16 protein-coding genes and 1 tRNA gene are annotated in these 19,960 nt (G+C 70.1%); 7 read left to right on the forward strand and 10 right to left on the reverse strand.

Going from position 1 to position 19,960, the window contains the following annotated elements; all coding sequences use genetic code 11:
• Window position 1 precedes the first annotated feature (1 nt).
• A complete protein-coding gene (locus tag MKK70_RS22390; protein ID WP_147727551.1) occupies window positions 2-808 on the reverse strand; it encodes a Crp/Fnr family transcriptional regulator in 807 nt (268 codons plus the stop codon).
• Between the two features lie 156 nt (window positions 809-964).
• On the opposite strand from MKK70_RS22390, the gene MKK70_RS22395 reads away from it, so the two are divergent.
• Entirely contained in the window at window positions 965-2,026 is a 1,062-nt protein-coding gene (locus MKK70_RS22395; protein ID WP_147843260.1) for an MBL fold metallo-hydrolase, read from the forward strand.
• Window positions 2,027-2,080: 54 nt separating this feature from the next.
• Here the strand turns inward: MKK70_RS22395 and MKK70_RS22400 are convergent, their stop codons facing one another.
• From MKK70_RS22400 to MKK70_RS22415, 4 genes are all read right to left on the reverse strand, one after another.
• Window positions 2,081-2,965, reverse strand: coding sequence for an EamA family transporter (locus tag MKK70_RS22400; RefSeq protein WP_409568312.1), 885 nt, complete (start codon window positions 2,963-2,965; stop codon window positions 2,081-2,083).
• Window positions 2,966-2,969: 4 nt separating this feature from the next.
• Window positions 2,970-4,283, reverse strand: coding sequence for an ATP-dependent protease ATPase subunit HslU (gene hslU, locus MKK70_RS22405; protein ID WP_243950002.1), 1,314 nt, complete (start codon window positions 4,281-4,283; stop codon window positions 2,970-2,972).
• Window positions 4,280-5,365 (reverse strand): hypothetical protein, encoded by a 1,086-nt coding sequence (locus tag MKK70_RS22410; protein ID WP_243950003.1) that lies wholly within the window; start codon window positions 5,363-5,365, stop codon window positions 4,280-4,282. The genes hslU and MKK70_RS22410 overlap by 4 nt, the downstream gene beginning before the upstream one ends.
• 109 nt (window positions 5,366-5,474) lie before the next feature.
• Window positions 5,475-7,145, reverse strand: a complete 1,671-nt coding sequence (locus tag MKK70_RS22415; RefSeq protein WP_243950050.1) for a methyl-accepting chemotaxis protein — start codon at window positions 7,143-7,145, stop codon at window positions 5,475-5,477.
• 261 nt (window positions 7,146-7,406) lie between these two features.
• On the opposite strand from MKK70_RS22415, the gene MKK70_RS22420 reads away from it, so the two are divergent.
• Window positions 7,407-8,807 (forward strand): hypothetical protein, encoded by a 1,401-nt coding sequence (locus tag MKK70_RS22420; RefSeq protein WP_243950004.1) that lies wholly within the window; start codon window positions 7,407-7,409, stop codon window positions 8,805-8,807.
• A 60-nt stretch (window positions 8,808-8,867) separates the two neighbouring features.
• On the opposite strand, the gene hslV is transcribed toward MKK70_RS22420, so the two are convergent.
• The 5 genes from hslV to MKK70_RS22445 form a co-directional block, all read right to left on the reverse strand.
• The gene (hslV, locus tag MKK70_RS22425) at window positions 8,868-9,398 is read right to left on the reverse strand and encodes an ATP-dependent protease subunit HslV (protein WP_147844277.1); all 531 of its coding nucleotides are present in this window, start codon (window positions 9,396-9,398) and stop codon (window positions 8,868-8,870) included.
• Between the two features lie 108 nt (window positions 9,399-9,506).
• A complete protein-coding gene (locus MKK70_RS22430; RefSeq protein WP_147728685.1) occupies window positions 9,507-10,229 on the reverse strand; it encodes an ABC transporter ATP-binding protein in 723 nt (240 codons plus the stop codon).
• On the reverse strand, window positions 10,222-12,294 hold the full coding sequence (locus MKK70_RS22435) for an ABC transporter permease subunit (protein ID WP_243950005.1): 2,073 nt from the start codon (window positions 12,292-12,294) through the stop codon (window positions 10,222-10,224). Before MKK70_RS22435 ends, MKK70_RS22430 begins: the two co-directional genes overlap by 8 nt.
• 4 nt (window positions 12,295-12,298) lie before the next feature.
• The gene (locus tag MKK70_RS22440) at window positions 12,299-13,171 is read right to left on the reverse strand and encodes a branched-chain amino acid ABC transporter permease (protein ID WP_147728683.1); all 873 of its coding nucleotides are present in this window, start codon (window positions 13,169-13,171) and stop codon (window positions 12,299-12,301) included.
• A 238-nt stretch (window positions 13,172-13,409) separates the two neighbouring features.
• Entirely contained in the window at window positions 13,410-14,636 is a 1,227-nt protein-coding gene (locus MKK70_RS22445) for an ABC transporter substrate-binding protein (RefSeq protein ID WP_147727533.1), read from the reverse strand.
• A 442-nt stretch (window positions 14,637-15,078) separates the two neighbouring features.
• Here MKK70_RS22445 and MKK70_RS22450 point away from each other — a divergent pair.
• The 5 genes from MKK70_RS22450 to MKK70_RS22470 all read left to right on the forward strand — a co-directional run bounded on the left by MKK70_RS22450 (window position 15,079) and on the right by MKK70_RS22470 (window position 19,313).
• A tRNA-Gln gene (locus MKK70_RS22450) sits at window positions 15,079-15,152 on the forward strand.
• Window positions 15,153-15,269: 117 nt separating this feature from the next.
• Window positions 15,270-17,054 (forward strand): site-specific integrase, encoded by a 1,785-nt coding sequence (locus tag MKK70_RS22455; RefSeq protein WP_243950006.1) that lies wholly within the window; start codon window positions 15,270-15,272, stop codon window positions 17,052-17,054.
• A gap of 278 nt (window positions 17,055-17,332) precedes the next feature.
• Complete coding sequence (locus tag MKK70_RS22460; RefSeq protein WP_243950007.1) at window positions 17,333-18,133, forward strand: hypothetical protein; 801 nt, start codon at window positions 17,333-17,335, stop codon at window positions 18,131-18,133.
• A 27-nt stretch (window positions 18,134-18,160) separates the two neighbouring features.
• On the forward strand, window positions 18,161-18,598 hold the full coding sequence (locus tag MKK70_RS22465; RefSeq protein WP_243950008.1) for a hypothetical protein: 438 nt from the start codon (window positions 18,161-18,163) through the stop codon (window positions 18,596-18,598).
• A gap of 13 nt (window positions 18,599-18,611) precedes the next feature.
• Window positions 18,612-19,313 (forward strand): hypothetical protein, encoded by a 702-nt coding sequence (locus MKK70_RS22470; protein WP_243950009.1) that lies wholly within the window; start codon window positions 18,612-18,614, stop codon window positions 19,311-19,313.
• Window positions 19,314-19,960: the final 647 nt, after the last annotated feature.

The following is a 19,960-nucleotide window of genomic DNA, read 5'->3' on the forward strand; positions in this document are numbered from 1 at the left end:
CTCAGGCCGCCCTTCCCTGCGAGGGCTGGCCGGCCGCGGACCCGCCGGCCGCGGCCGGGTCGACGGCCACCAGCGTGCCGTCGTCGCGATAGACCGCGCCGAGCACCTCCTCGAAATGACGGCGCACCCGGTCGTGGCACTCGCAGGCCGCCCGCTCCAGGGCCGCCCGGTCGCGGATGGCGATGCGGCCGCGCGACACCGCGATCATCCCGCGGTCGTGCAGGCCGCGCAGGACGCCGGACAGGTAGGTGCGGCGGACGCCGAGCATCTCGGCGAGCACGTCCTGGGTGATCGGCAGCACGTCGGTCGAGAGCCGGTCGTGCAGGGTCAGCAGCCACTTGGCGGCGCGCTGCTCGATCGGGTGCAGGGCGTTGCAGGCCACCGATTGCAGGAGCTGGGCGATCAGGCAGTCGGAGTAGCGCGTGAACAGGTTGCGCAGCGTGCTCGACGCGTGCTTGGCCGCCTGAAGGCGCCCCGCCTCCACGCGCAGCCCCGGGCCGCCGATCTGGACCACGGCGCGGCTGAAGGCCGGCAGGTAGCCCTGGCTGACCACGCCGCCGACCGCGCCCTCCCAGCCGACCGTCGCGGTCTCGGTCATGCGGCCGTCGAGCATGGTGATCGCCAGGGTGACCACGGTGTGGTCGCACGGGAAGGTGACGTGCGAGACCGGATCGCCCGATTCGAACACGATGTCGCCGCGCGCGAACTCGGCCGGCTCGGCGTAGGGCGCGATCAGCGCCCGGTCGGCGGGCTGGAGGGCGCGCAGCAGGAGGTTCCTGCCGAAGGACGTGGCGGCGGTGACGGCCATGGCGGGGCGGTTCGTTTCCCAGGTGCAACAAGGCCATAGCGCAGCGCGAGGCCGCCGTCTGTTCACAAGTCGAAGTTCGCGCAAGTTTTCGATGACGGACGGGCCGGCATCGGCATCCGCTTGATTCCGGGGCGCCGCCGGCCATGTGATCACGGCATGAAACGGCGAAGCCTGCTCACGGCCGCGAGCGCGGCCACGGTGATGACCCTGGGCGGCGTCGGCTACGCCGTGCACAGGCGCGGGCGCAACCCGTACTACCGCGGGCCGGAAAGCGACCACTTCGACGGGGTGCGGTTCTTCGCGCCCGGCCAGGTCGCCGACAAGGCCCTGGCCGACATCCTCCGCTGGAAGGCCGAGCGCGGCGGAACGGCGTGGCCCAAGGCCTATCCGAGCCCCTTCCCGGCCGACCGTCCGCCGGAGCGCGTCACGGGCCTGCGCATCGTGCTGATCGGGCATGCCAGCTACCTGGTGCAGGTCGCCGGCCGCAACATCCTGATCGACCCGGTCTTCGCCACGCGCGCGAGCCCGACGCGCTTCGCGGGCCCGAAGCGGGTCAACCCCCCCGGCATCGCCATGGCCGACCTGCCGCCGATCGACGCCGTGCTGATCACCCACAACCACTACGACCATCTCGACGGGCCGAGCCTCGCGCGGATCTGGCAGGCGCACCAGCCGCTGGTCGTCGCGCCGCTCGGCAACGACACGATCCTGCGCGGCTACGACGACACGATGCATGTCGAGACCGCCGACTGGGGCGGCTCGGTCGATCTCGGCGACGGGGTGGCCGTCCACCTGACGCCGGCCTACCACTGGTCGGCCCGCGGGCTGAACGACCGGCGCATGGCCCTGTGGTGCGCCTTCGTGCTGACCACGCCCTGGGGCGTCCACTACCATGTCGGCGATACCGGCTTCGGCGACGGCGCGATCTTCCGGGACGTGCGTGCCCGCTTCGGGCCGCCGCGGCTGGCGACCCTGCCGATCGGCGCCTACGAGCCGCGCTGGTTCATGCAGGCGCAGCACATGAACCCGGCCGACGCGGTCGCCGCCCTCGACCTGCTCGGGGCGACCCAGGCGCTCGGCCACCATTGGGGCACCTTCCGGCTCACCGACGAGGGCATCGCGCAGCCGGCCGAGGCGTTGGACGCGGCGATGGACCAGGCCGGGCAGCCGCGCGCGCGCTTCCTCGCGTTGCGGCCGGGGCAGGTGTGGAAAGGCTGACCGCGGACGAACCACCCGCGTCGGTCACGGTGGAGACGCACTCCCGATCGTTCGTCAGGCGGTCCGCTCTGTCGCGCTCGCCTTCCGGCCACCGGCGGTGATGCCGGCGGAGGTCGCGATGACGCAGCCGATCGCCAGCCATTGCAGCAGGGACAGGCGCTCGCCGAGCAGGATCAACGCCGCGAGCGCCGCGACCGCCGGCTCCAGGCTCATCATCACCCCGAAGGCCTGCCGCGTCAGCCGGCGCAGGGCCACCATCTCCAGCGAGTACGGCAGCGCGCTCGACAGCACCGCGATCCCGAAGCCGAGCGCCAGCGTCTCGGGATCGAGCAGGGTCGCGCCGGAGCTCGCCAAGCCGAACGGCGCTACCACGATGGCCGCCGCGAGCATGCCGAGCGACACCGCCTGCCCGCCGTCGACCCGGCCCGCGCGCTGCCCGAACACGATATAGAGCGCCCAGGCTAAAGCCGCGACGAGGGCGTAGGCCACACCCGCCGGGTCCAGGCCGCCGGCCTCGCGCATCGGCAGCAGCAACCCGAGCCCGAGCACCGCGAGGCCGATCCAGGCGAAGTCGGCGGTTCGGCGCGAGGCCGAGAGCGCGACCGCGAGCGGCCCGAGGAACTCGATCGCCACCGCGGGCCCGAGCGGGATCGTGCGAAGCGCCAGGTAGAAGGTGAGGTTCATCATCCCGAGCGCGGCGCCGTAGAGCGCGATGATCCCGGCCTCGCGTAAGCTCAGGCTCCGCCGCCACGGCCGCCACACCGCGAGCAGGATCAGGCTCGAGAAGCCGACGCGCAGGCTCGACACGCCGGCCGCGCCGACGATCGGGAACAGGCTTTTGGCCAGGGCCGCTCCGCTCTGGAGCGAGACCATGCCGGCGACGAGCGCAACGACGGGCAGGAGCGTTGCCGACGCGCCCGGCCGTTCGAGGCCGCGCACGGCGCTACAGGATGAACCGGCTGAGGTCGGCGTTGGCTGCCAGGCTCTCGACCCGGTCGCGGACATAGGCCGCGTCGATCGCCACCGTCTCGCCCGAGCGGTCGGTGGCGGTGAACGAGACCTCGTCGATGACGCGCTCGAGCACGGTCGAGAGACGCCGCGCGCCGATGTTTTCGACCGAGCCGTTCACCTCCACCGCGACGCGGGCCAGCGCGTCCACCGCGTCGTCCGAGAAGGCCAGCGTCACGCCTTCCGTCTGCATCAGCGCCACCGTCTGCTTGAGCAGGCTCGCCTCGGTGGAGGTCAGGATCTGCTTGAAGTCCTCGACGGTGAGCGGCTGCAGCTCGACGCGGATCGGCAGGCGTCCCTGCAGCTCCGGCAGCAGGTCGGCGGGCTTCGAGACGTGGAAGGCGCCCGAGGCGATGAACAGCACGTGGTCGGTCTTCACCGGCCCGTGCTTCGTCGTCACCGTCGTGCCCTCGATCAGCGGCAGCAGGTCGCGCTGCACGCCCTCGCGGGAGACGTCGGCCGAGGACCGCCCCTCGCGGGCGCAGATCTTGTCGATCTCGTCGAGGAAGACGATGCCGTTGTCCTCGACCTCGCGGATCGCCTCGCGGATCAGCGCGTCGTCGTCGACGAGCTTGTCGGATTCCTCGGCGAGCAGGGGCGCGTAGGCGTCGCGCACGCTCATCCGGCGCGGCTTGCCCTTGGCGGCGCCGAACGCCTTGCCGAACATGTCGCCGAGGTTGACCGCGCCCATGGAGGCGCCCGGCATCCCGGGGATCTCGAACATCGGCAGGCCGGAGGACGGATTGCCGGCGAGCTCGATCTCGACCTCCTTGTCGTCGAGCTGGCTGTCCCGCAGCTTCTTGCGGAAGCTGTCGCGCGTCGACTGGCTCGCGGTCGGGCCGACCAGGGCGTCGAGGATGCGGTTCTCGGCCGCCGCCTCCGCCTTGGCCTTGACCGCCTTGCGCTTCTCCTCGCGCACGAGCCCGATCGCCACCTCGACGAGGTCGCGCACGATCTGCTCGACGTCGCGGCCGACATAGCCGACCTCGGTGAACTTGGTCGCCTCGATCTTGAGGAACGGCGCGCCGGCGAGCCGCGCGAGCCGGCGGGCGATCTCGGTCTTGCCGCAGCCGGTCGGGCCGATCATCAGGATGTTCTTCGGCGCAACCTCCTCGCGCAGCGGCCCGGTGAGCTGCTGCCGGCGCCAGCGGTTGCGCAGCGCGATGGCGACGGCGCGCTTGGCGTCGTGCTGGCCGACGATGAAGCGGTCGAGTTCCGAGACGATCTCGCGGGGGGAAAACGTGGTCATCGGGCTCCGATCGGGTGCGGCAGCTGGTCTGCCAGGCGCGCGGGCAGGCCGCGCAGGACGACGCCCCGCATCGCGTGCCAGCCGGCGCTGAGCAGCAGGACGAAGGCGCCGAGCGCCAGGAAGCTCAAGGGAGCGGCCCGGTTGCTGAAGCCGGCGTCCCGGATCAGGGTTCCGAACGCGATCCCGGCATAGGTCAGGCCGGCCACGAGGATGGCGCGCCGGTCGGTGACCAGCGCCACCAGCGCCAGCAGCAGCACGACGCCGAGCACCAGGATCGCCGAGACCGTCGACGGCGCCTCGCCGTTCCGGAGGACCGTGGCGAGCATCGGATGCACGATCAGCGGGGCGGCGAGCAGGTGCAGCCAGAACGCGATGTCCGTGCGCCGGGTCTGGCGCTGGCGGTCGCCGAGGTCGAAACGCATCGCCAGGGCGAAGACGGCGAGGCCCGCCGTGACCAGCAGCGCGCTGAAGGCGCCGGCATCGAGGGTCGGGACGAGGGCGAAGGCCAGCGCGAGCAGCGTGCCGGCGAGCGCGGCTGCGCCCGCCGCGATGGTGATCGGCACGGCAAAGCGCCGGTAATGCAGGGCGCAGAGCGCCAGGGTCGCGAGCGCCGCCCCGGCATAGGGAAGCGGTGCCGGCGCGCCCGATCCGCTCGGTCCCGGCAGGGCGCTGCTCCAGCCGATCGCGAGGCCGGCCATCGACGTGAGCGCCAGGAAGGACTCGACCGCGAAGATCGCCAGCAGGGCGATGCTCGGCAGCGCCATCCTGCGGCGGCGGGTAAAGAACTCCGCGAGCGCCCAGGCCAGGGCCGCGACGAGCACCCGGCTGTCCGTCTCGCCGAGGGTGTCGCCGGCCAGGAGCCAGGCCGCGCCCAGGAACAGGCCGATGCCGAGGGTGACGAAGATGTCGGCGAAGCCGGTGATGAAGCGCAGGCGCTCGTCGTCGTCCACGCGCTCGGGCACTGGCACCGCCTCCTCGCGGGCCAGCCGGTCCAGGGCCTCCACCTGCGCGGCGGTGAGGATGCCGCGGGCGACCGCGCGCGACAGGAGCGCGGGGTCGATCACCGGAGGGCCGGCGGGCACGGGGAGGGACGTCGCATCGCCCCGATCTAAGCGCGAAGCGGGACGCTTACCAGGGTCGAACGCGCGGCCGAACGCGCGGCCGATCCGGCGTGCGATCCCCCGGCCGGCGTCAGGCGGCGCGGATCTCGCCGACGAAGCCGGCGACCTCGCCGCCGAGGCCCTCGGAGCGGCGCGCGAGCTCGCCGGCCGCGGCCAGCACCTGCGCCGCGGCGGCGCCCGCCTGCAGGGCGGCGGCCTGGACCTCGGCCATGGTCTCGCTCACCGCCCGGGTGCCCTCGGCGGCGTCGCTCACGCTGCGTGCGATCTCCTGGGTGGCGAGCTGCTGTTCCTCCACCGCCGCGGAGACGCCCATCGCGATCTCGTGGACCGAGCCGATGGTGCCGCCGATCTCCTCGATCGCCGCCACCGCGTCGGCGGTGGCCTCGCGGATCGTGGCGATCTCGGCGGTGATCCGGTCGGTCGCCAGCGCGGTCTGGCCGGCGAGGCTCTTCACCTCGGCGGCCACCACCGCGAAGCCGCGTCCCGCCTCGCCGGCCCGCGCCGCCTCGATCGTGGCGTTGAGCGCCAGCAGGTTGGTCTGGCCGGCGATGCCCGAGATCAGCGAGACGACCTCGCCGATGCTGGCGGCACTGCGGGCAAGCCGCTGCACGGACTGCTCGGTGCGTCGCGCGTTCTCGACGGCGCCGGCGGCGGCGACCGAGGTCTGCGAGACCTGCGCGCCGATCTCGTTGGCGGTCGCGGCCAGCTCCTCGGTGGCGGCCGCCACCGCCTGGACGTTCATCGAGGCCGCGCCGGCGGCGTCCATGACGGCCTGCGACTGCAGGCTGGTGCGCTCGGCGTTGCGCGCCATCGCGCGGGCCGTCTCCTCCATCGTCCCGGCGGACGCGGCCAGGTGGCCGACGAGGCCGCCGACGCTGCCCTGGAATCGGTCGGCGAGGGTGTCCATCTCGGCGCGCTTGACGGCGCCGGCTTCCAGGCCGGCCTGCGCCTGGCTGCGGCGCAGGGCGTCCGCCTCGCCCATCGCGTCGGCGAAGGTGCGCATGCTCGCCCAGATCGCGCCGATCTCGTCGCGCGAGGGCTTCACCATCGGCAGGTCGCGGTCGCCCTCCGCGAGGCGGCGGATCGCGGTCGACACGGCCCACAGCGGCCTCGCGATCATGCGATGGCCGAACAGCCCGCCGATGAGCAGGCCGCCGAGGGCGCCACCGAAGGCCAGCGCCAGGAGCAGGCGCAGGCGCCCCGTGTAGAGCGCGTCGGCACCGGCGTTCAGGCTCTCGATGCGGTCGCGGTTGCGCATCACGAGGGCCTCGATCCCGGCCTGGAAGGCGATGCGGTTGTTGCGGTTCTCCTCAGTGAAGCCCTGCTCGGCGGCGGCCTTCGGCGAGACCTCGGTGCCGAGACGGGCCGTCTCGGTGCGGTGCCGTCGGAAATCCGCGGCGTCCTTCGCCACGCGGTCGAACAGCGCCCGGTCCTCCGCCGGCACCGCCGGGAGCCACTCGGTCAGCAGCGCATCGATCGCCGAGAGATCGCGGACGATGCCGCCGGCGTAGGTCCGCGCGGCCTGCGTGCTGGCGGCGGCGTAGATGCCGCGGGATTCGAGCGCGGTGTCGGTGGTGAGCCGGGTGAGCTCGGCCGCGAACAGCGCGTTCTCGGTGGCGTTCCGCGCGGCCCCGACCGACGCGTTGAAGGTCCGCAGGGTGTCGAGCCCGACGCCCGCGACCACGAGGGTCACGAGGCTGGAGGCGCCGACCAGTCCGATGAGTTTGCCGCCGATCGTCATCGCGTCCACGCCCCGTGCTTGCGTGGTCGAACCTACCCAGAGGTTGTCAAGGACCCGTTAAGCTTGCAACCCGTTCACCCCTGCACGGCCTCGGGGCGCGAAGCCGACATCCTCGATGCTTCGCCACCCTGCGGTCGAAGCTGCGAGAACGACAGCATAAACCCGCGGACCCGGCGGGCATAACCTTGACCGTTCCTTCGTCAGCCCGGATGAGTGGACCCTGCCGGGATCGATGATCGAGCCCGGTCCGGGGGACGTCAGATGAAGCGATGGATCGTGGGGGCCGCCCTGCTCGCCGGGCTGGCCGCGCCGGCTTGCGCCAAGGATATCGTCCTGCCGGCGAAGGAACCCGCCGTCACCGCGACGATGCCGGACGACTGGGACACCAGCGTCTACGAGACCGAGATCGCCTCCGTCTCGGTCGACGGCGACATCGTGGTCAACATCGCCACCGACAGCAAGGCGCGCCTCGACGCGCTGATCAAGGACAGCAAGGCCTACTTGACCAAGAACAAGGTCAAGCTCGTCGGCAAGCCGACCGAGCAGACCATCGACTTCAACGGCACCCCGGGCCAGGTGCAGCGCTACCAGGCGACGGACAAGAACGGCAAGGCGATCATCGACTTCGTCACCCTCGACGCGAGCCGGAACCGGGTGGTCCTGCTGACCGTGTGGGGCTCCGAGGACGACCGCCAGACCAACGGGACCGCCCTGGACGCGATCATGAAGAGCGTGACGGTCCCGGCCGGCGGCGGAGGCGGCGGGTTCTGGTCCGGTGCCGCCGTCCCGTCCGGCAAGGCCGGGACGGGCAAGACGGAAGCCACCGCGCCCGAGGCGGTCAAGCCGCCGCCGGGGGCCGCCGCGGCGGCGCCCCAAGCGCCCGCTCAAGCCCCCGCTCAAGCACCCCCTGCCGCAGCGCCGGCCGCCACCCAGACCCTCGGGGTCCGGCGCGTGCTGTTCGTCACGCGGCCCTCGGACGGCTTCGGCGACGCCGACCCGCGCGCCGCGAGCCCCTTCCTGCCGAGCGAGAAGGTCATTACCTACATGGAGCCGATCGGCGAGACGCTGGTGCCGGTCGCCGGAGGCGACGTGCGGTTCGGCTTGGTCGTCGACTACGCGCTGCAGACCAGGGGCGGCGCGATCCTCGCCGGCCAGAAGGCCGTGATCGACCGGGAGTTCACCGCCGGGAAGGACGCCCTGCTGGACGGCTCCCCGAAGTTCTCCTTCCACGTCACCCTGGGCATCACCGGCGTCGACCCGGGCGAGTACGTCCTCGCCTTCACGCTGCGCGACAAGTTCAGCGACCGCACGACCCAGATCGAGCGGCCGTTCACGGTGGCGGCGGCCCCGGCCGCGCCCGTCCCCTCGGCTCCGCCCTCGCCTGCGGGTGGGCTCTGCGCGCAGGACGCGGTGCGCACGGATCTGATGGCCTCGGTCAACGGCGCCCCCGACTTCAAGGACGGCAAGCGCCGGCTCAAGGCGCTGGTCGAGCCCGAGACGGTCTTCGAGGATCGCAAGGCCAAGCGGATGACCTGCCGCTACACCTCGGTATGGGACGAGACCCAGGACACGGGCACGACCGAGACGCGCATGAAGATGACCTTCAAGGCCAGCGACGACGGCAAGAACGGCATCGACCTCGATTACAGCTTCGACAAGTAGCAGCCGCGCAGCCTCCCGGCGGCCCCAGGGCCGTCGGGACGGAGCCGGTGAGGGCCGGACCTAGCCCGCGTCGAGAGCCTCGAGGACGAGGCTCTCGTTGGTGTAGACGCAGATCTCGGCGGCGATCCGCATGGCCTTGCGCACGATCGCCTCGGCGTCGAGGTCGGTGTCCTCCAGGGCGCGCGCGGCCGACAGCGCGTAGTTGCCGCCGGAGCCGATCGCCATCACCCCGCCCTCCGGCTCGAGCACGTCGCCCGCGCCCGACAGCAGCAGGCTGACGTCCTTGTCGGCCACCAGCATCATCGCCTCCAGGCGGCGGAGATAGCGGTCGGTGCGCCAGTCCTTGGTCAGCTCGACGCAGGCGCGGGTGAGCTGCCCGGGATACTGCTCGAGCTTGGCCTCCAGGCGCTCGAACAGGGTGAAGGCGTCGGCCGTCGCGCCGGCGAACCCGCCGATCACCGCGCCCTTGGCGAGCTTCCGGACCTTCCGGGCATTGCCCTTGACGATGGTCTGGCCGAGGCTGACCTGGCCGTCGCCGCCGATGACGACGCGGCCCCCCTTGCGCACCATCAGGATGGTGGTGGCGTGCATCTGGGCCGGGCCTGAATCGTCGTGTGCCAAGGGTGTCTCCGGGTATCGCTCGGCGTCAGGTAGGGGCTCGCGCCCCGGATTGCCAAGCGGCGCCGCGAAGACCCGCGGTCAGTGGTCGCCGCCGAGATAGGCCGCGCGTACCGCCGGATCGCTCTTGAGCCGGGCCGCCGGCCCCTGGAAGCGGATGCGGCCGTTCTCGAGGACGTAGGCGTAGTCGGCCACTCCGAGCGCCGCCATGGCGAACTGCTCGACGAGCAGCATCGTCACCTGCTCCTCCTTGAGCTGGCGGATGATGCGGAACACCTCCTCGACGAGCTTCGGCGCCAGCCCCATCGACGGCTCGTCCAGCAGCAGGATGTCGGGGCGCAGCATCAGGGCGCGGCCCATGGCGAGCATCTGCTGCTCGCCGCCCGAGAGCGTACCGGCGAGCTGCAGCCGGCGCTCCTTGAGGCGCGGGAACAGCGCGTAGGCGCGCTCGCGGTCGGCGGAAACGTCGCCCTTGGGTCGCGAGCCGGTCAGCCGCGGGAAGGCGCCGAGCGTCAGGTTGTCCTCCACCGACAGGGTCGGGAACACCCGCCGCCCCTCCGGCGAGTGGGCGAGGCCGGCGCGGGCCACGTCGTGGCTGTCGAGCCCCGAGATCTCACGCCCTGCGAGCCGGATCGAGCCGGCGCGCGGCTGGATCATCCCCGAGAGGGCCCGCATCGTCGTGGTCTTGCCGGCCCCGTTGGAGCCGATCAGCGTCACGACCTTGCCCTTCGGCACCTGGAACGAGAGCCCGTGCAGGACCTCGATCTGGCCGTACCCGGCCGACAGGTTGGCGACCTCAAGCATGGGCTGGCTCCGGAGCGGCCGAGCCGCCCATGTCGTCGGGGGCGCCGAGATAGGCCTCGATCACCTTCGGGTCGGCCTGCACCTCGCGGGCCCCGCCCTCGGCGATCTTGTGCCCGAAATCGAGCACGCTGACCCGGTCGCACAGCCCCATCACCACGTCCATGTGGTGCTCGATCAGGATCACGGTGATGCCCGCGTCGCGGATCTTGCGGATGATCGCGGTCAGGTCCGCGATGTCGGGCGCGGTCAGGCCGGCGGCCGGCTCGTCCAGCAGCAGCAGCACGGGGTCGAGCGCCAGCGCGCGGCCGATCTCCAGGAGGCGCTGCTTGCCGTAGGGCAGGTTGCGGGCCTCCACCTGGGCGAGGCTCGACAGGCCCATGAAGTCGAGGATCGCCATCGCCCGGGCGCGGGCCTCGCGCTCCTCGCGGCGGCGCCGCGGCGTGCCGAGGATCGCGTCGACGATGGTGCCGTGGAAGGCGTGGTGCAGGCCGACGAGCACGTTCTCCAGGGCCGTCATCTCGCGAAAGAGCTGCACGTTCTGGAAGGTGCGGGCGACGCCGGCGAGCGCGATCTCGGAGGGCGTGCGCCCGTCGAGGCGCTTCGGCGCGCTGCCGGCCGCGGCCAGCGTCACTGCGCCGGCGGTGGGTTTGTAGATGCCGGTGAGCACGTTCATCATCGTGCTCTTGCCCGATCCGTTCGGGCCGATGAGCCCGTGGATCGTGCCGGGCCTCACCGACAGGTCGACGCCGGCCAGCGCCTTCAGGCCGCCGAACTGCATCAGCGCCTGCTCGACCTGCAGCAGCGGCTCGGTGCCGGCGGCCTTGCCGCGCTGCGCGATCAGCGCGTCGCCGTCGGCCGAGAGCGCCTTGCCCTCCGCCGTGTGGGCCGGGCGGAGCGCCGGGATCTTCTCGCGCAGGAAGCCGACGATGCCGTCGGGCAGGTAGTAGACCACGAACAGGATCAGCAGGCCGAACACGCTGAGCCGGAAGTCGGTGACCGATTGCAGCGCCAGCGTCGCGGGCAGGAACAGGATGCAGAGCACCACCGGCACGAGGATCGCGAAGCGGTTCTCGCGCCGGCGCAGGAAGGCCTGGATGCCGACGACGAGCGCCACGGCGGCGATGAGGCCGGCCATGATCCGCACGAGGTCGATGTCGGCCAGGATGTTGGGCATCATCACGATGATCGCCGAGCCGATCAGCGGGCCGGCCCGCGACTTCCGGCCGCCCATCGTCACCGCGAGCAGGAACAGCACGGTGAGCTCGAAGCCGTAGGAATTCGGGGCGACGTAGCGCTCCGACCAGGCGAACAGCGCGCCCGCGAGCCCCGCCAGCGCCGCCGAGACCACGAAGGCGTAGACCTTGTAGCGGTAGACGCTGACGCCCATGCAGTCGCAGGCGATCGGCGAGTCGCGCAGCGCCTCGAAGGCGCGCCCGAACTGCGAGCGCACGATGCGGTTCACCACCACGATCGTCAGCAGGAGGCAGGCGCAGACGAGGTAGTAGAATTCGAGCTTGCGGCCGGCCGCGCCCCAGGGCGGGCTGATGCCGAAGCTCGCGAAGTCGATGACGCGGGCCGGCGGCAGGGTGATGCCGAGCGGCCCGTTGGTGATCGGGGTCAGCTCGTTGATGAAGATCTGCACGATGGTGCCGAAGGCCAGCGTCACCATCGCGAGGTACGGGCCGGTGACCCGCAGCGCCGGCACCGCGAGCAGCAGGCCGAAGGCGGAGGTGACGCCGATCCCGGCGAGCAGGCCCCACCAGATCCCGAGCTTGAAGTGCAGGAACAGCACGGCCGCCGCGTAGGCGCCGACGCCGAACAGCCCGGCATGGCCGAGGCTGACCTGGCCGGTATAGCCGACGACGATGTCGAGCCCGAGGATCAGGATCGCGTAGATCGCGATCACCAGGAGGAGGTGGATGTAGTAGCTGCTGGTGACCACGTGCGGGAAAGCGGCGAGGAACACCACGAGCAGCACCGCGCCCGCCGCGCCGATATGCCGGCCGAGACCGGCGGAGGCCGAGGGCGCCGGGGCGGCGGCCGGCGCGAAGGTGGAGTGCGCCATCGGCTCAGACTTTCTTGATCACGGCCTTGCCGAACAGCCCCACGGGGCGGATCGACAGCACGACGAGGAGCAGGATCAGGCCCGGCACGTCCTTGTAGCCGGTGGAGATGTAGAAGCCGGTCAGCGTCTCGGCGATGCCGAGGATCAGCCCGCCGACGATGACGCCGAGGCCGGATTCGAGGCCGCCGATGATCGCCACCGCGAAGGCCTTCAGCGCCAGCACCGCGCCCATCGTGGCGCCCGTCAGCGTGACCGGGGCGACGAGCACGCCGGCGAACGCCGCCGTCATCGCGCTGATCGAGTAGGACAGGGTGATGACGCGCTTGGTGTTGATGCCCATCAGGCCGGCGGCATCGATGTCGTTCGAGGTGGCGATCACCGCCTTGCCCCAGATCGACTTGCGATTGAAGATCTCGACCGCGAGCATCATCAGCAACGCCCCGGCGATGATCAGCAGCTCCATCGGCAGCATGCGGATGCCGCCGAGCTGCAGCGCCTCCTCGGGCAGCGGCGACGGGAACTTCAGGTCGTCGCGGCCCCAGATGTTCTCGGCGAGATTGCGAAAGATGATCCCGAGCGCGATGGTGGCCATGATCCACCCGTACTCGGACTTGATCTTCACAGCCGGGCGCACGCCGAGGCGCTCGACCACGGCGCCCAGCGCGAAGCCGAAGACCAGCACCAGCGGGATCATCAGCCAGTAGCCGGTGAACGGCGCCAGCGTCAGGCCGAACAGGGCGCCCAGCGCCAGCGCCTCGCCCTGCCCGAAGTTCAGCGTCTTCGAGGTGGCGAAGGTGAGCTGGTAGCCGAAGGCGATGGCGGCGTAGATCATGCCGACCGCGACGCCGGACGCGACGAGCTGCAGGAAGATGGTCATCGTGTCACCGGCGCCCGTGCGTGAGGGTTTGGTCGTTCATGACGTCCGGTCCCGACTCGATCCGTCGAGGCGCGGGCTCCCGTCCCGCTCGGGATCGGGCCGCGCGACGGGCGACCGGACGGCGTCGGGCCGGCCGTGCCGCCCCGGCACGCGGGCGGTTGCGGGACCTCGCGCGCCGCCGGACGCTCGATAAGCGTTCCGGCGGCGGTGGATCATCCCGCCCGACCGACGAAAATCGTCAGTTGGAGGTCTTTTCCTTGACGCGCACCACGCCGGCGTTCTTGGCGTCCGTGTCCTTGGCGTAGACGATCTTGCCGTCCTGCACCTTCCCGAACACGACCATGTTGCGCGAGATCGCGTTGTGGTCGGCGGCGGTGAAGGGCTTGTCGTAGGTCGTCACCACGCCCTCGACCTTCTCCTTGAGGTTCTCGAGCGCCTCGCGGATCTTCGGCCCGTCGGTCGAGCCGGCCTGCTTGATCGCGGCGGCGATCAGGAACACCGAGTCGTAGCCCTGCGCGCCGGCGACCGGGGTCGGGATCTTGGTCACGCCGTAGGTCTTGTAGTAGTCCTCCAGGAAGGCCTTGCGCTTCGGCAGCGTCTTGTCCTCGATGAAGGTCTGCGGCATCACCACACCGTTGCCGTTGGCGCCGGCGATGTCGATGAAGCTCTGCATCGAGGCCGGCCACGAGGTGATCATCGGCACCTTCCAGCCGAGCTTGGCCATGCCGTTGGCGATCTGCGCCAGCTCCGGCCCGATGCCGTAGGCCAGGATCACGTCGGCGCCGGCCTGCTGGGCCTTCAGCAGCTGGGCCGTCATGTCGACGTCCTTGATGTTGAACTTCTCGACCACCACCGGCTTCACGCCCTTGGTGCCGAGGTACTTCTCGATGTCCTCGCGGCCGAGCTGGCCGTAATTGGTCGAGTCGGCGAGGATGGCGATCTTCTTGTGGCCCTGCGCGACGGCCTCGTCGACCATCATGCCGGCCTGCAGCACGTCGTAGGCCGAGTTCCGGAAGACGTAGTTGCTGTCGTAGTCCGGCGCCTTGAACTGGTTGGTGATGACGGTGCCGGTGGCGACGTTGTTGAACACCGGGATCTCGGCTTCCTGGTAGAAGCGCTGCGCGGCCAATGCCACGCCGGTGTTGATGAAGCCCAGCGTCGCGACGACCTTCTCCTTGCTGATGAGCTCCTGCGCCACCTGGGCGCCGACCTCGTTCTTGGCCTCGTCGTCGCGCTCGACGAGCTGGATCTGACGCCCGAGCACGCCGCCGGCCTTGTTGATCTCGGCGGCCGCCAGCCGTGCGCCGTCGCGCATCGACACCCCCATGGCGGAGGAGCCGCCGGTATAGGGGCCGGTGACGCCGATCTTGATCGGGTCCGCGGCCTGGGACGGCAGGGCGCCGAGCGTGGCCAGTGCCGTCGCGCCGAGCAGGGCGCCGACGAACGCGCGCGTCGTCAGTGTCATGGCTGTTTCCTCCGTGTCCCGATCCGGGCGTTTTTTGTGTCGCGGTGCCTTGAGGCACCGTCGCGGGTTCTGCGGCCCGAAGTCTCGGACCCCTGCCCGGGCGCTGGAATATTGTCGAACGTGCACGCGAACGCAACGCAGGACGCGAGGTCCGGCCTACAAATCCAAAGGGTTGTGGGTTTTACGGCGCGAACCTCGGGCCGCCGCGGCGAGGGTCGGCCAGGCGGCGTCCGTCGCGGCCTCCGCGGGGACCATGCTCCGGCCGATGCGCCCGGGCGTTCCGGAAGCGCCGGGCCGGCCCGGAAATGCGCCGGCGCGGGCAAAGCCTGTTGACCGATCCGCGCTTTCCCCTTAACGGAAGCGCTCCCGAACGACGGACCCCTTCCGAGCGGTCGCCGGCTTCCAGCCGTGCCCGGATCGCGAGCGGTACCCGTCCCTTCGGTGGGGGATAGTTTAACGGTAGAACGGTGGACTCTGACTCCTCTGGTCCTGGTTCGAATCCAGGTCCCCCAGCCACTTAAAGACCTAAACCATTGCAGGCGTGAAACTTTTCGCTGAGTCGCCCTGCGGTCTGAGCCCCTTGCTACACACCGCTGCTACACAGGCCGTCCGCGCGGACGGCGGGAGCGCGGTTTGGGTTCGGTCGCCAATGTCGTCCAGCGCGGACGCACTTTCTACTTTAGACGCCGGGTTCCGGTTGACCTGCGGCAGCGCCTTGGCCGCTACGAACTCGTGTGCAGCCTCGGTACGAGCGACATCCGCACTGCCAAGGTCGTAGCCTGTCGGCTATACGTGGCGGCGGAAGAGCTGTTCTCTACCCTACGCGCCATGCCGATGCTGACCGACGACCAGCTTGCTCATCTCGTCCGTGACTTCTACGACACCATGCTGTCGGACGAGAACGCGGGCCGGCTGCCCCGTGGACCGCTACCCGACGGCGTACGAGAAGCCCGGATCACGCAGTACGCGACAATGGCCGCCAGGGGTCGCGAGGCCCTGGCTGGCAACCGTCTCGACGAGGCGGCATTCGTGGCCGAAATGATGCTAAAGCGTCAGGGGATCGCCATCCGGGACTTGGCACCTGCGGAAGCGGCCAAAGCCAAACAGGCGATGCTGCGCGCCGGTATCGATCTCTCGGAGGCGCTGAAAGCTCGCTACGAGGGCGACTTCAACTACGAGCCGCGCGACAAGCTCCTGAAGGCGACGCTCGCCGACCCGCACGCGAAGCATTGGCCAACGCCCGCGGCTGCCCCGACAACTGCAACCGCCCCCGTCGCCCCACCGGCACCACCGCCGTCTAAGATGGACGAGCCCGCTCCCGCGTCCGAAGTCCGCTTCGAGGACCGTGGAAGAGCCTTTCGCGACCAGCAGGTTCAGACAAAGCGCTGGGACAATCAGACCGCGGCACAGGCTGGCGCCACCTATCGTCTCTTCGCAGACGTATGCGGCGACAAACCCCTCGGCGCCTACACGCGCAAGGATGCCGGACGCTTCCGTGAGCGTGTCGAGCGGCTGCCCAGCGACTACGGCAAGCACCCGCGCTATCGCGGCCTGAACGTTGAGGCGATTCTAGCCACCTACACGGCTTTGTCGAAGGGTTCAGGTGTCAGCGTCATCACGCAGAAGACCATCAAACGGCACTTCTCAGCCCTTTCCACCCTTTGGACGGCAGCGGTGGCGGAGGGTGACGCAGGCGAAAACATTTTCTCCGGCCATCGCTTCGCAGCCACTCGTAAGGCGAGCGAGCAGCGCGACATGTGGGAGCGGGCCGAGCTCGTTCGCCTGTTCGCAACGCCGGTCTGGACGGGCTGTGTGTCACCGACCCGGCGCACCACGCCCGGCAGTCTCGTTGTGCGGGACGAAAAGTTCTGGCTTCCCCTGATCGCTGTGTTCTCCGGCATGCGTCAGGAGGAAATTTGCCAGCTGCACGTCGAGGATATTCGGCAGGACGAGGACGTCTGGTTCATCGACATCAACGACCGGCCTCCGCGCAAGGTAAAGAACGCGACCGCCGTGCGCCGTGTCCCAATCCACTCGGAACTGATCCGCCTCGGCTTACTCGCCCACGTCGACAAGCAGCGGCGCATTCGACAGCCACGGGCTTTCCCCGGCCTGGAACGTGGCGGTGCGGACGAACGGCTCGGCCATGCCTTCACCAAGTGGTTCACACGCTACCGCCGTGACGTCGGGGTCTACCGGGTTGGGCTCGACTTCCACTCGTTCCGCCACACCGCGACAACGCTGATGCATCAAGCTGGCGTGGTGCCATCGGTGATCGACCACGTCACAGGCCACGCGACGGCGGGCGAGACGGCGCGTTACACCAAACGCTCGACCCTGCCGCAACTGCGCGCCGCTATCGAGACGATCGCAATTGGGGTGGATCTGTCCAAACTTCACACCACAGTGCCGAAGTAAGCCCGGCGGGCGTATGGCCGCGGCGTTCCGCCGCCCGGCCGACGCAGTTGCCGACCCAACACCCGACGCTGCCTGCCCCCCCCATCGGGTCGCGTGCGACCGCCGGCCGCGGCAGGAATATGCGTCCGGCGGTAAATCTCCGGGGTGGGCAACGGGAATCCCTCTCCTCGGCCCAACTGGGCCTTCCGCGAGACCCCTTCGTCATGCTCCGCTCGTCCACCGCGGTTCGCTCCCCCGCTGATATCCAGCTGGGCGAACGCCCGACCCTGAGACCGCTAATGACCGCTCTGGTCCATGCGGGCCTCTGGGCTGCTCTCAGCCTCGCCGCTGCCGCGATCGCTCCGGCCCGCGAACTCGCCCCCGCCAAAACTGCGATGGCCCGCTATCTCGGGACCTGGGCGCCGAGCAAGCAAGCCTGTGGCGAGCTCCACAGGACTGCCAACGAGCGCCTCACCATCCAGACCGCCGACGACGGCCTCTACCTCTTCGACGCTCGCGCCGGCGACATCTCCTGTCGCATCGACAAGCAGCGGCACTACCCTGACGGGGTCAACCTCGACACCATCTGCCAGCACGGACAGCAACCGCCGTACAACTTCCGGACGGACTACTCCTTTCGCCTCACCCCTGCCCGAACACTCATGGTCACGAACAGCTTCGTCGACCAGAAGCCCGAAGTTGTCGAGTTCGTGCGCTGCGCGAAGCAGGATCTGCCGGACCCGAGCGATCTGGCGCAGGTCGAGGCCGCCTCGGCCAGTCAGTACGTCCTCCCACCGTTGAAGGATGGCGAGTTCTACGCCGGCCAAGCCTACCCCGCGGACTACGCCGAGCGCCGCATGGAACTCCTGGGCGCGAAGGCAAAGCCGCTTGCACGCGTCGCTGGCGAGACGTGCACCCACGCCTTCTGTAGGCGATACCCGGAGATCCGCGCCTGCTACGCCGACTACTGCGTCGGTCGCTGGGAGCGTGTGGACGGCGCGACGGTCGACTACGTCGTCAAGCCGGACGACCTCACGGTACTTAAGACGGTCTGCCGCGACACCTGCGGCGCGGACGAGATCCGCCCGCCCGCCCGCTGACGATCCACCCACTGGAGGGGCAACGCCATGCGACCCGAAGTCGAGTACGGATCGGAGTACCATGACGGCGAGACAGCGACCGAGCCGAGCGTCGGGATTTTCTGGGGCGTGCCGGACGGCGGGCGCACGGTGCTGGTCACGGACCGCACGACCCTGGCGCAGGCGGAAGTCTACGGCGACTGCCTTACCCACCCACGCGGGCACCACGAGGTCTGGGAGGCATGGCGCCGGCTCGGCGCCACGGTTCTCCGCCGCCGCGGCCTGCCCCCGGCCATCGCGGGCTACGAGTACGAGGCGTTCCCGCGCGGGCGGATGGTCTACATGCGCGGGCCGGGCCTGTTCACCCTCTACGCCGACCGGCGCCTGCAGCGGCCGGCAACGATCAGCGAACTCGTCCAGCTGTTCGGCCTGACTGGCCGGCACCACGCGGTACGTTCGGACGCGCATTACCGCACGCTGGCCTGAGACGGGGGATACTATGGGCGGCAGCTCGGCCGACATCGAGGCGCTGCTGGTCGACATCACCGACCCGGACGACCCGACGCCGGGGATGCTGCCGGCGATCTTCCGCAACATCGTCTGCCGGCTTGACGCGGCCAGCCTCACCTACGCCGTCCTCGGGCGTATCGCCCTGACGCTGCACGAGCAGGCCCGCTTCGTCCGCAACATTGAGATCGACGCCGACCTCGGCACGGACGGGGGCGAGCGCGCCGCGGAGCTCGTACGGGAGACGCGGACTCGGTTCGCGACGCACATGGAGTCGCACCTATGCAAGCGGCCCATCGGCCTGACGCTGCGGCCCTGCTCATACGCGACTGAGACCCGATTGTTAGGCGAGGCGCTCACCCGCCCATGGTTCGGCGTGCCGACGCGGCTGGCGAGCGCGGAGCATCTGCTCTGGCTCTGGTGCCGCTCCGAGGCTCTCGACCACGCCGTGAACGCCAGCGCCCTGGTCGCGGGCGGTACGGTCGACCTCCACCGGGTGCAGGGCCTGATGCGCAAGACGGACGACATCGAGGAGAGCGGCCAGCAGCGGCTGCGGCTGGCGATCGGCGAGGCGGTCCTGTCGACGATGTCCTCGTTCAGCCGGCACATGGCGGAGCGGCGCGTCGGGCTCGACCCTAACCGGGTACCAATTTGGCGACTACAAAAGGCGGAGGCCGAGGACGGCGAGCGCTAAGAGCCCAACCGTCCGACACACTGCGGCTTTGCATCGCTGCGAAGTGCGACGCGAACCACGGCTGCCAAGTGGCTGTCGGGACCACTAAATCAAAGCGAAAATCACTCCACCCGGAGGCAGACGAGCTGGACCAGCAGCCCCCCTGCCGCCTGAAGCCTCCCGGCGGTGGGCGCTGGCGTACCACAGACAGGCAGATGAGTGCCCCCTACCCCAAGCACCCCTGTCACCACACCCGTACGGTTTGGCGCCTCTACGCACTACACTAGGCTGACCTGACCTCAGCACCGAGACAACCCGACCAGGACCATCGCCGGTTTCCCGCCGAACCCGGCCCCGCCAAGTGTCTGAAACTAGACACCTCTGAACGGGCTGGTTCTGCCCATATGCCACCTTCGATCTCGCCTGCGACCTGTAGCTCGCCCCCGCGAGAGAAGCGCATCACGACCCCGCAGAGGTAAGCAAGGCTGACGCGAACTCGTGACCCTTATCAGCCGCTCGGGAAGTCCGCTTTTGGGCTGGCAATCTGAACGAGTCGATTGGCGTCGCTGAAACCAAGTCCAGGGGCACCAGCACCCACAACCGAGCGATCGTCGCGTTATCCTCAGGCACCTACGTCGGAAACCAACAAGTCGTGGGCGGGATCGGCA

The sequence above is a fragment of the Methylobacterium sp. E-041 genome, from assembly GCF_022829665.1.
In the GTDB taxonomy this organism is placed as follows: domain Bacteria; phylum Pseudomonadota; class Alphaproteobacteria; order Rhizobiales; family Beijerinckiaceae; genus Methylobacterium.

Bases quoted from the DNA above. Each gene is read 5' to 3' on its own strand.
- MKK70_RS22390 (WP_147727551.1), bottom strand. From the start codon at position 808: ATGGCCGTCACCGCCGCCACGTCCTTCGGCAGGAACCTCCTGCTGCGC.
- MKK70_RS22395 (WP_147843260.1), top strand. From the start codon at position 965: ATGAAACGGCGAAGCCTGCTCACGGCCGCGAGCGCGGCCACGGTGATG.
- hslU (WP_243950002.1), bottom strand. From the start codon at position 4,283: ATGACCACGTTTTCCCCCCGCGAGATCGTCTCGGAACTCGACCGCTTC.
- MKK70_RS22415 (WP_243950050.1), bottom strand. From the start codon at position 7,145: ATGACGATCGGCGGCAAACTCATCGGACTGGTCGGCGCCTCCAGCCTC.
- MKK70_RS22420 (WP_243950004.1), top strand. From the start codon at position 7,407: ATGAAGCGATGGATCGTGGGGGCCGCCCTGCTCGCCGGGCTGGCCGCG.
- hslV (WP_147844277.1), bottom strand. From the start codon at position 9,398: ATGCACGCCACCACCATCCTGATGGTGCGCAAGGGGGGCCGCGTCGTC.
- MKK70_RS22430 (WP_147728685.1), bottom strand. From the start codon at position 10,229: ATGCTTGAGGTCGCCAACCTGTCGGCCGGGTACGGCCAGATCGAGGTC.
- MKK70_RS22435 (WP_243950005.1), bottom strand. From the start codon at position 12,294: ATGGCGCACTCCACCTTCGCGCCGGCCGCCGCCCCGGCGCCCTCGGCC.
- MKK70_RS22440 (WP_147728683.1), bottom strand. From the start codon at position 13,171: ATGACCATCTTCCTGCAGCTCGTCGCGTCCGGCGTCGCGGTCGGCATG.
- MKK70_RS22445 (WP_147727533.1), bottom strand. From the start codon at position 14,636: ATGACACTGACGACGCGCGCGTTCGTCGGCGCCCTGCTCGGCGCGACG.
- MKK70_RS22460 (WP_243950007.1), top strand. From the start codon at position 17,333: ATGACCGCTCTGGTCCATGCGGGCCTCTGGGCTGCTCTCAGCCTCGCC.
- MKK70_RS22465 (WP_243950008.1), top strand. From the start codon at position 18,161: ATGCGACCCGAAGTCGAGTACGGATCGGAGTACCATGACGGCGAGACA.
- MKK70_RS22470 (WP_243950009.1), top strand. From the start codon at position 18,612: ATGGGCGGCAGCTCGGCCGACATCGAGGCGCTGCTGGTCGACATCACC.